Below are 9,506 nucleotides of genomic sequence, written 5' to 3' on the forward strand. Positions count from 1 at the left end.
ACGCTCCAACCCAAGAATATCCGCGGTGAGGTTTTCCGGATTTCGCCTGACCGGGGACCGGAGCTATTCAGTGCGGGCGCACGCAGTGCGCCCCTGCGGTCATTCCCCGAATCCGGCAACTGCTTGACCGCCGGGCGTTCCTGTGTCGAAATCGCAACCATCGGCACTGGGATTGTATCCGATTCCGGCGGATTCCGCCACACCGTCGGTTTTTCACCCGATTCCTCGGCAATCCGCGGCCCAACCGCCGCGCTTCCCAGTTCGGAGATAGTTCGAGATAATCCGCGGCGTAAACGCCGCGCTTCCCGGCCAATCGGAATTCGTACGAGCAATGGAGGCGGGGCTTTAAGCGTCGGATAGGTTTCATCACCCACTTCCACCTTATTTGTGGGGAATGCCAAACCTCCACCTGGCGATTTTTTCGGTCCGAGCGCGTACGCGTACGCGGATCGGCCGACTATCGCGGACTATCGCGCGGCATGGCGTTGCGCGCGCTCCCCGCGATCGCGCGTGGTTTTCGAAGCAAAAATCGCGGCGTTTTCGCGGGATTCGCGCGGCCATCGAAAGAGGGATGTGTTTGTTCGGGGGATTACCTGTTAGTTGCGCCGAAAAAATCAAACCCGGGCGGTCGGGGGGGGAAACCGCCCGGGCGCTTTGTCGATCCAATCCCATTAAAAAATGGGCACTTCTGCCGGAGGATGAAGCTTAAATCTCCGGAAGCCACGGCTGTCTGCGTGGTTAGACACGCCTTATACCGATTTTGTTCATTCCTTTGCAGTCGAATTCAAGTTTGTGAACATTTTCCTTTGCCATCGGCGCATTCGGCATGTTTTGCAACATGGACTTAATCCAAACCGCCCAACCTCGAAATACCGTCAGCCGTATTCTGATTCTGACTTGTGAACAACATATCAAGTCAGTTCCACACTAGCTTTTCCCATCTGCCGCGCATCAATGCGCAATATACCATAGGGGGTATGGTATAAATAGGCGACGGCCGAGCGCCGAATGCATTCAAGGAGCACCGGATGAGCGAGTTGGTTACAAGTGGAAATTCGAGCGAGACGAATAAAGAGGAATCCTTAACGGGCGACCGGAAGGAAGACCTCAAGAACAGGCTGCGCAGGTGCATAGGCCAGCTCGAAAGCGTTCTCAAAATGGTGGATTCGGATCCGGACTGCGGGCGGATTCTGACCCAGCTAAAGGCCGCGCGGCGGGCGGCGGACGCCGCTGCGAGGATTGTCCTCGCGTGCCACCTCTCCGGGACTGGCGCTTCCGGAAAGTACGACTACAGGGCGCTGGCCGATCTTCTGGATTACTAAATTTAAAGGAGAAACAAATGGAACGGATACTTCCCGAAGAAGTAAAGAAGGACGTCGAAACGATTCTGACGAAGCTTTCCGGCAGCGTCAGAATGATGCTGTTCGTGGACGAGAACTGCGATACATGCGTACTCAACGAGCGGCTTTACATGGAAGTTGTGGAAGCCTCGCCGAAGCTTCAGCTTTCGATTCACGATTTGGGCGAAGAGCGCGGGCTTGCCGCGAAGTACGGCGTGGATGTCGCGCCGACGCTGGTCGTGACTGACGAGGTGGGCGAAAAAGCGGTTTTGTTCACAGGAACGCCGCACGGGCATGAATTTTCGTCGCTGCTTGACGGGATGCTGGCGATGAGCGGCTCGGGAACGAAGCTGACCGGCGAAATCGTGAAAAAGATCGAAGCCGCGGGGCGCACTGTAACGGTGCAGGTGTTCGTTTCGCCGACGTGTCCTTATTGCCCGATGGCTCTGAAGGCGGCGTTCCCGCTTGCCGCGGCGACGCCGAAGGTTCGCGTGCAGATGATCCAGGCGACGGAATTCCCGGAGTGGGCGGCGCGCAAGCGGGTGATGGGCGTGCCGAAGCTGGTCGTGGACGACAGGATCGAAATCGAAGGCGCGGTGCCGACGGCGAAACTGGTTGAGGCGATCGCGTCGATCAGGCCCGCGGCGAAGGCATAGCCAAGTTCATAATCAAGGGGAAAGCGATGAAAAGAGAGATGTTCATAAGGGGATTCGCAGGAACGCTGGTGCTTACCGGACTTGCGCTCGGATACTTTACGGGCGCGGCGGGATGGTACATCGTGCCCGCGTTCGTGGGATTCAACCTGCTTCAGTCGAGCTTTACGAAGTTCTGCCCGCTCGAGATGATGCTCGAAAAAGCGGGGATGGAGGGATGCACGGATGGGAAGGCGAAGGCCGCCGCGGACTAATGCGGCAATTGCGGCGACAGGGCTGGTTTTGCTTTTGGCAATGCCGGCGGCTGCCGCGAACGGAAACGCGATAAAAATCGGCGCGACGCGAGATTCGGCGATTGTGAAGGAAGCGGAATCGTCGGAGAGCGCCGCGCCCGCGGAAGCTATTCAATCCGGCGAGACGGTTTCTGATGCCGAAGCCTATGCCAAAGAGGGCACATCTCTGCTTGACGAGTGGCTGGCGGGCGCCCTGCCCCTTTCGCTTGAGGATGCGCTGGCGCTGACGCTGGCGCACAACAGGATGATCCTTGCGTCGAAACACGACGAGGACGCGGCGAAGGCGAAGCTGGACTACGCGGAAAGCTTCGGACTGCCGTCGCTGGATTTGTCCGCCGGATACACCTATTCGAACAATCCGGTTTCAACGTTCGCGTTCAGGCTCAACCAGGGGCGGTTCGCGGAATCGGATTTCGCCGTGGAGAAGTTGAACGATCCCGATTTCCTTGGCAATCTGGGCGTGAAGCTGGCGGTGAAATATCCCTTGTACACCGGCGGAAGAATAGATTTGGGCAAGGCAGCTGCGAAAGACAACATTGCGGCGAGCGAAGCCGCGACCGGCGAAACGGCACGCGGGATGGCGGGCGAGCTGATACGCGCGTATCTCGGCGGCGCACTGCTGGAGGAAAGCGTGCGGGTTTACGACGACAGCGTGGCGCTGGCCGAAGGACACGTGAAACTTGCCGAAAGCTTCTACAACCACGGCGTGATCGTGAAAAGCGACCTGCTCGCCGCGCGCGTTTTTCTGGCGCGGATGAAGGACGAGCGCAGAAGGTTTTTGGGCGCGCTTGAAAAAGTGCAAACCGGATTGGGCGTTTTGATGGACCGCGACCTCGCGGCAAGATACGATTTGTCCCTGAATCTAAACGATGTTCCGTTTGTCGACAGAGACGCGGAACATTACGAGCAAGTCGCGCTTTCGAAGCGCCCGGACATGGCGAAGTACCTGGCGCAGCGCGAGGCGCTTGCAAAGATGGCCGAAATCGAGGCCCGCTCGAAGTTCCCCGAAGTGGGATTTTACGGCGAAATGCAGTACGGCGACAGCGGGCTGTTTATGGACGGCTCGGAAGATGCGACGCTGGGGATTTACGCGCAGTGGAATTTATTCGACGGCGGCGGGCGCGACAGCAGGCGCGACGAGCTTCTGGCCCAGCTCAAAAGCGTGGACGAGAAAATCGAAATGCTGAAGCTGGGCATAAGAAGCGAGGTGCGCGCGGCGCTGACCGATTTCGATGTCGCCCTAGGCAACCTCGAATCTGCGAAAACGATAGTCGAGCAAGCGGAGGAAAACCTGCGCATCGTGACAAACCGTTTCCGCGAAGGCGCGGCGACCAACCTCGAAGTGGAGGACGCGGAAACGAGCCTGCGGCAGGGAAAGCTGGCGCGGGCCGCGGCGTATCACGATATGCATCTCGCATTTTTTTCGCTAAAGGTTGCTACCGGAGAAATTGTGGAGGACATATCCGCGGGTTAATTGCGGAACGGACGGAGGATAAAGAAAATGAGTAAGGCAACGGCTGGATTGCTTTTTACGTTTGGCGCGTTCGCGGCCGCGATTTTAACGACGGCTTGTCCCAAGCAGGGCGCGCATTCCCCGCTTGACGCTTCACCCGCAATGGCGGACGAGCCGGCGGCGTATGCGGCGATGAAGGTTGAAACTGCGCTGGTTCAGTCGGAAACCGTGGACGCGGGCGTCGAGTATTCCGGCTCGGTCGTCGCCGCGAAATCCGCGATGGTCGCGCCGAAACTGATGGCGCTTATAGAAGAGATGCCGGTTTCCGAAGGGGATGTGGTTACGAAGGGCGCGCTGATCGCGCGTCTGGACAAGCGCGATTTGGACGCGCAAATGGTGCAGGCGCGCGCTGCGGTGACGCAGGCCGAGGCGGGATACAGCCAAGCGCAGGCGGCGGTCGCGGAGGGCGAAGCCGGACTCGCGCAGGCGCAGGCCGCGTACGATCTGGCGGACAAGAACTTGAAGCGTTACCAGGCGCTTTATGCCGAGGATTCCATATCGAAAGCGCAGTTGGAGGAAGTACAGGCCAATTTCGAATTTGCGAAAAGCGGGCTGCAGCAGGCACGAAAGAAAATCGATCAAGCCAAGGCGGGGGCAAGCCGGGCGCTTGCCGGAAAAACCCAGGCCGAAGCACAAGTTGCCTCCATCGAAATTATGATGAGCTACGCGGAGGTGCGCGCACCGTTCGGCGGAGTGATCGCGAAGAAATTCTACGAAGTCGGTGCGATGACCGCGCCCGGCCAGCCGATTGTGCGGATCGAATCTCACGACGAACTGGAAATTGAAATCGCGGTGCCCGAAAGCGATTTGGGCGGAATCAAGGCGGGAGATCCGATAGGGGTTTTGATTGACGCGCTGGGCGAAAGCGTTCCAGGCAAGGTCAAGGCTCTCGTCACATCGGGAGACCCGATGACTCACACATTCAAGCTGCGGATTGAATTGCCGCCGGGCAAAGGGGTATTGCCCGGAATGTTCGGACGCATAATGCTGGGGGCGCATTCGGAAGAATCGCTGACAATTTCGGATGGCGCAATCGTCGAGCGCGGAGCGGTAAAGGGCGTATTCAAAGTAACGGAGGAAAAAAGGGCGGCTTTCGTTCCGATTGAATTTTCGCCCGCCGCAAACGGAAGGGTGCGCGTTCTTCGCGGAATCGAAAGGGGAGCGCGGGTGATTTTAAATCCGCCGGCAGGACTCGCGGACGGAATGGAAGTTGAATACTTCGCGGGAGATTAAACGATGAAAGAGGCAAGCAAAATCGCGCAAACGGATGAAGGCAATTCCGATGGGCTGAACGTCGGCGGCTGGTTGACGCATGTTTTCATCGATTCCAAGATCACGATGCTGTTAATCGTGACCGCGATGATTTTCGGCGTGTTGGCGCTGCTCGTAACTCCGCGCGAAGAAAATCCCCAGATAAGCGTTCCTTCCGCGCACGTGATGATTATGTTCCCCGGCGCGTCGGCGGAAGAAGTGGAAAAGTTGATCGCGGAGCCTGTAGAGCGGCTCATATGGAAGATCAACGGAATCGAACATGTATATTCGTCGTCGATGCCGGGGATGGCTGTCGTGACGGCGCGGTTTTACGTCGGACAAAACCAGGAAGAAAGCATATTCAAGGTTTACAACCAGGTTTACAGCAACCTGGACGGGATACCGCAGGGCGTTATGCCGCCGCTTGTAAAGCCGGTGGATATAAACGATGTGCCCGTCGTTGCGATTACTCTTTATTCAAATTCGCTTTCGGATTACGAACTGCGGCGCGAGGCAAACCGCATTTTGGACACGCTTCGGGAAGTGCCGGGAACGAGCGATGCCATCGTGGTCGGCGGCCAGAAGCGCCAGGTTACCGTGGAAATCGACCCGGTCAAACTTTCGGCATACGGTCTGGATTTGCCTTACATCGTGCAGGCGATCGAGGCGGCTAACCAGGAACTTCCCGCGGGCGACATCGAAAAAGACGGGCTGAAGCATCTTGTCCAGACCGGCAGATTTTTTGAAAACGCGGACGATGTCGCGTCGCTTGTCGTCGGCGGACAGGCAGGAAGGCCGATTTATCTTCGCGATGTCGCCAAAATCATGGACGGGCCGGGCGAACGTACCACGATTACGCGTATAGCATTCGGCCCCGCAGCGTCCGGGCACGACGCGCATTTCGAGGGCGAAGGAAAGAAATCCGGCACGAGTTATCCCGCGGTGACACTCGCCGTCGCGAAAAAAAAAGGCCAGAACGCTGTAGTAATTTCGAACAACATTATCGAAAAAATGAAGGTGCTGGCCGCGCAGGGCGGTCTGGCGCCGGGCGTAGATTGGGTTGTGACGAGGAACGACGGCAAACGCGCAAACGACGCGGTGAACGAACTGGTCAGCCATCTCGGATGGGCGATCGTGATCGTGCTCGCGCTCGCTGTCGTGAGTCTCGGTTGGCGCGACGCCGCGGTAATGAGCGTCGCGCTTGTTTTAACTCTTCTCGTTACGCTCGGCATCGGACTGCTCGCGGGGCAAACGATAAACCGGATTACGCTATTCGCGTTGATACTTTCGCTGGGACTATTGGTAGACGATCCGATTGTCGTAGTCGAAAACATCCACCGGCATCTGTCGATGAAATACTGCGCGCGCCGCGACGCCTGCGTGAAAGCGGTGAACGAAATAAGCGCGCCGACGATTTACGCTACTCTGGCCGTTATCGTTTCGATGATTCCGATGGCGTTCGTGACAGGGATGATGGGGCCGTACATGGGGCCGATTCCGTTCAACGTCCCGGTCGCGATGCTCGCCTCGCTGATAGTCGCCTTCCAGATAACTCCATATCTGGCCAAGCGCTGGATTAAGGTCGGCCACACGCACGGCGCAAAGCCGATCGAACAGACATTCGCATTCAAGTTTTATAAAAAAACGATGACGCCGCTTTTGGAATCCACCGCGAGCAGGCGGCTGCTTTTCGCCGGGCTTGCAGTCGCTCTTTTGCTATCGTTCACTCTGCCGGTGTTTCAGCTTGTAAAATTCAGAATGCTTCCAAAGGCGAATACGAACACGTTTCTGGTGACAATCGATATGCCGGACGGAACCGTGCTGGCAAGGACAAACGACGCGGCGCGGAAAGTCGAAAAGTTTTTGCTGGAGCAGCCGGAAGTAAAGGACGTTGAAACGTTCGTGGGCACCGGTTCGATTGTGGATTTCAACGGGCTTCTGCGCGGAACATCGTTCAGAAACGCGACGCATTATGCCGACCTTCGCGTGAACTTGGTGCACAAGCATCACCGCAAAGCGTCGAGCGAAGACATCGTCGCGCGGCTGCGCCCGGTGATTGACGAAATGGAAATGGAACTCGGCGCAAACATCAAACTTGTCGAAGATCCGCCTGGGCCGCCGGTGCGCTCCACGCTCGTGGCGGAGCTGTACGGCCCTTATGGCGATGAACAAAAACAAATAGCAGGGGAAATCGCGGCCAGGTTCGCGCAAACCCAGGGAGTCGTTGACATAGATTCGACCGTCAAATCGGTCCAGCCGCAATTCACGATTACCGTCGACCGCGCCAAGGCGCATTCAATCGGTGTGCCGGTGCAGCTTGTGGTGCAGACCATTTCGGGACTGATGAACGGCTATGCGGTCAGCGCGCTTCACGATTCCAGCGAAGAGGAGCAGGTGCCGATCGTACTTCGGTATCCGCTTGAAAAACGCACGTCGCTTGCGGATTTATCCGGCGTTACCGTGACGAGCATGGCGGGAGTGAAGGTTCCGGTAACCGAGCTTGTACGGTTCGAGAACTCGGAAGTGGATCAAACGATTCATCACAAGAATCTGAAACCGATTACATACGTGTTCGGGGAAATGGCGAACCGATCCAGCGTGTACGCGATGATCGACCTGCTCAAATGGCAGGCCGGTCTCAAGCTCCCGCCGGGATTCAAACTCGAATGGGAAGGCGAGTGGGATCTGACGCTTAAAGTATTTCGTGACCTTGGCATAGCGATGGGGGTCGCGATTCTGTTGATTTACCTGATTATGGTGGGCCGCTTCCACAGCTTCACCGAGCCGCTCGTAATTCTCGGCGCGGTGCCGCTTACGATGCTTGGCGTGCTGCCGGGATTCGCGTTGATCGGCGGATTCGGCATCTATTTCTCCGCAACCGGAATGATCGGAGTTATTGCACTGTCGGGAATCGTCGTCCGCAACAGCATCATTCTGATTGAATTCATTGCCGACCAGAAGGCCGCGGGCAAGTCCCTTGAACAAGCGGTAATCGAAGCGGGCGCGGTCCGCACACGGCCGATTGTCCTGACCGCGGTCGCCGCGATGAGCGGGATGTTTGTGATCGTCTCCGATCCCGTTTGGAGCGGGCTGGCATGGGCGATCATTTTCGGCGTGATCGCAAGCACGACGCTTTCGCTCGGCGTGATTCCGTTGCTTTACTACTCGCTCAAGGCAAAGGAATGGAAGAAAGCTCGCCCGGCATAAGCATACGCAATTGTGAAATTCATTCCGCGATTGCAGCTTGGCGTCAAGAATCGCAAAAAGATGTTGCAACCCGGTGAACATGGCATCTTAGCGGGTAACATGAAGCCGCGACAATGGCGGATTTGTTTCTCGGCCGGAGCAAAAAAATGAAGATAGTATTGAGCAAAGCTGCGAAGAGGTTGCTGCGCACGGCGCTGTTCGTGATTGCCGGCGCGACGCTTGGCGCGCTTTACTACTACACCGTCGGATGTCAGAACGGCGGAGCATGCCTTATCACAAGCAAGTGGTATGTCACGGCTGCTTACGGCGGGCTGGTAGGGCTTACCGCGTCGTTCATTTAGGCGTTTTGCTCACTTCCGCTTTCCGGTGGTGGAAGAATCCTGCGCATTGCCGGAAAAACCGTCTGTAGCCGTCATATCTCCCGGAAGTTTGCCGGTCGTCTTTACGGCCCGGCCGACACGTCCGATTTGAATCATTCCCTGGAAAATGTGCGCCGCGACGCTGACGGAAATCGGAAGGAGAACGCTTGGCCCAGAAAAGAACAGCGCCCCCAAAATCAGCGCTCGCGTGGTACTGCGCCATGCCCACGCGAGTTGGGGATATCTAAGATTTTCGAGCACGACGGATATTCCCAACGCAGGCCAAGGACCGACCTCCGAGCCGACAATCCCAAGGACGAATCCACGGAAAAACAACTCCTCGCCTACAGGTTTTGCAAGGAAAAAATTGATTAGCGCGGGAATCGAAATATACGGCGGAAATGCCGGAAAGATTCCAAGCTCTTGAAGGTCAATAAGGAGTCCCGGCGTTTTTCGACGAGCGAATTTGGTTCCGATATCGAGCAGAACGAACAAAAAGAATCCCGCGAAAAGCGAAACGGGGACTATCCACACCGCGCCCTGCGTGTTGATTTTGGCTGCGTCGAGTGCCTGGCCGATTCCGACTACAGCGGCAATGCCGAAAAGAATATGGTTGAACAGGCTTACAAAAACCGAACGCGACACTTTGGGCGTAAGCCTATCCCCTCCTATGCCTCCGAACGCAAGGACGAAAACAAGCTGTGCGGCAAGATAAATTGCGATTACTTTCAGGAGGAAACCAAGCGATGCCACCGGAAGAATTGTAACACGAAGAAGCGCGGGTCAAGAACGCGGCACATTCATGAATGAGGTGCAACACTCTAGGTGATTCAAGCCCGGAGGTGTTGCACCGTTGAAAGAGTACCATCACTTGACATTCAAGGACCGCA

8 protein-coding genes are annotated in these 9,506 nt (G+C 56.8%); 7 read left to right on the forward strand and 1 reads right to left on the reverse strand.

From position 1 onward, the window contains the following. Nucleotides 1–1,028 precede the first annotated feature (1,028 nt). From HRF49_00655 to HRF49_00685, 7 genes are all read left to right on the forward strand, one after another. Entirely contained in the window at nt 1,029–1,322 is a 294-nt protein-coding gene (locus tag HRF49_00655; GenBank protein ID MEP0813161.1) for a metal-sensitive transcriptional regulator, read from the forward strand. Nucleotides 1,323–1,339: 17 nt separating this feature from the next. Next, nucleotides 1,340–1,996, forward strand: coding sequence for a thioredoxin family protein (locus tag HRF49_00660; protein ID MEP0813162.1), 657 nt, complete (start codon nt 1,340–1,342; stop codon nt 1,994–1,996). Nucleotides 1,997–2,022: 26 nt separating this feature from the next. Beyond that, nucleotides 2,023–2,247 (forward strand): DUF2892 domain-containing protein, encoded by a 225-nt coding sequence (locus HRF49_00665; GenBank protein ID MEP0813163.1) that lies wholly within the window; start codon nt 2,023–2,025, stop codon nt 2,245–2,247. Then, on the forward strand, nt 2,219–3,760 hold the full coding sequence (locus HRF49_00670; GenBank protein MEP0813164.1) for a TolC family protein: 1,542 nt from the start codon (nt 2,219–2,221) through the stop codon (nt 3,758–3,760). Before HRF49_00665 ends, HRF49_00670 begins: the two co-directional genes overlap by 29 nt. Nucleotides 3,761–3,787: 27 nt before the next feature. Then, nucleotides 3,788–5,032, forward strand: a complete 1,245-nt coding sequence (locus HRF49_00675; GenBank protein MEP0813165.1) for an efflux RND transporter periplasmic adaptor subunit — start codon at nt 3,788–3,790, stop codon at nt 5,030–5,032. Nucleotides 5,033–5,035: 3 nt separating this feature from the next. Further along, nucleotides 5,036–8,257, forward strand: a complete 3,222-nt coding sequence (locus HRF49_00680; protein MEP0813166.1) for an efflux RND transporter permease subunit — start codon at nt 5,036–5,038, stop codon at nt 8,255–8,257. Between the two features lie 146 nt (nt 8,258–8,403). Next, nucleotides 8,404–8,598, forward strand: a complete 195-nt coding sequence (locus tag HRF49_00685; protein MEP0813167.1) for a YtxH domain-containing protein — start codon at nt 8,404–8,406, stop codon at nt 8,596–8,598. Between the two features lie 9 nt (nt 8,599–8,607). Here HRF49_00685 and HRF49_00690 read toward each other — a convergent pair whose 3' ends face one another. Further along, on the reverse strand, nt 8,608–9,369 hold the full coding sequence (locus HRF49_00690) for a hypothetical protein (protein MEP0813168.1): 762 nt from the start codon (nt 9,367–9,369) through the stop codon (nt 8,608–8,610). Nucleotides 9,370–9,506 lie beyond the last annotated feature (137 nt).

This window comes from bacterium (assembly GCA_039961635.1).
GTDB lineage: Bacteria > 4484-113 > 4484-113 > JAGGVC01 > JAGGVC01 > JABRWB01.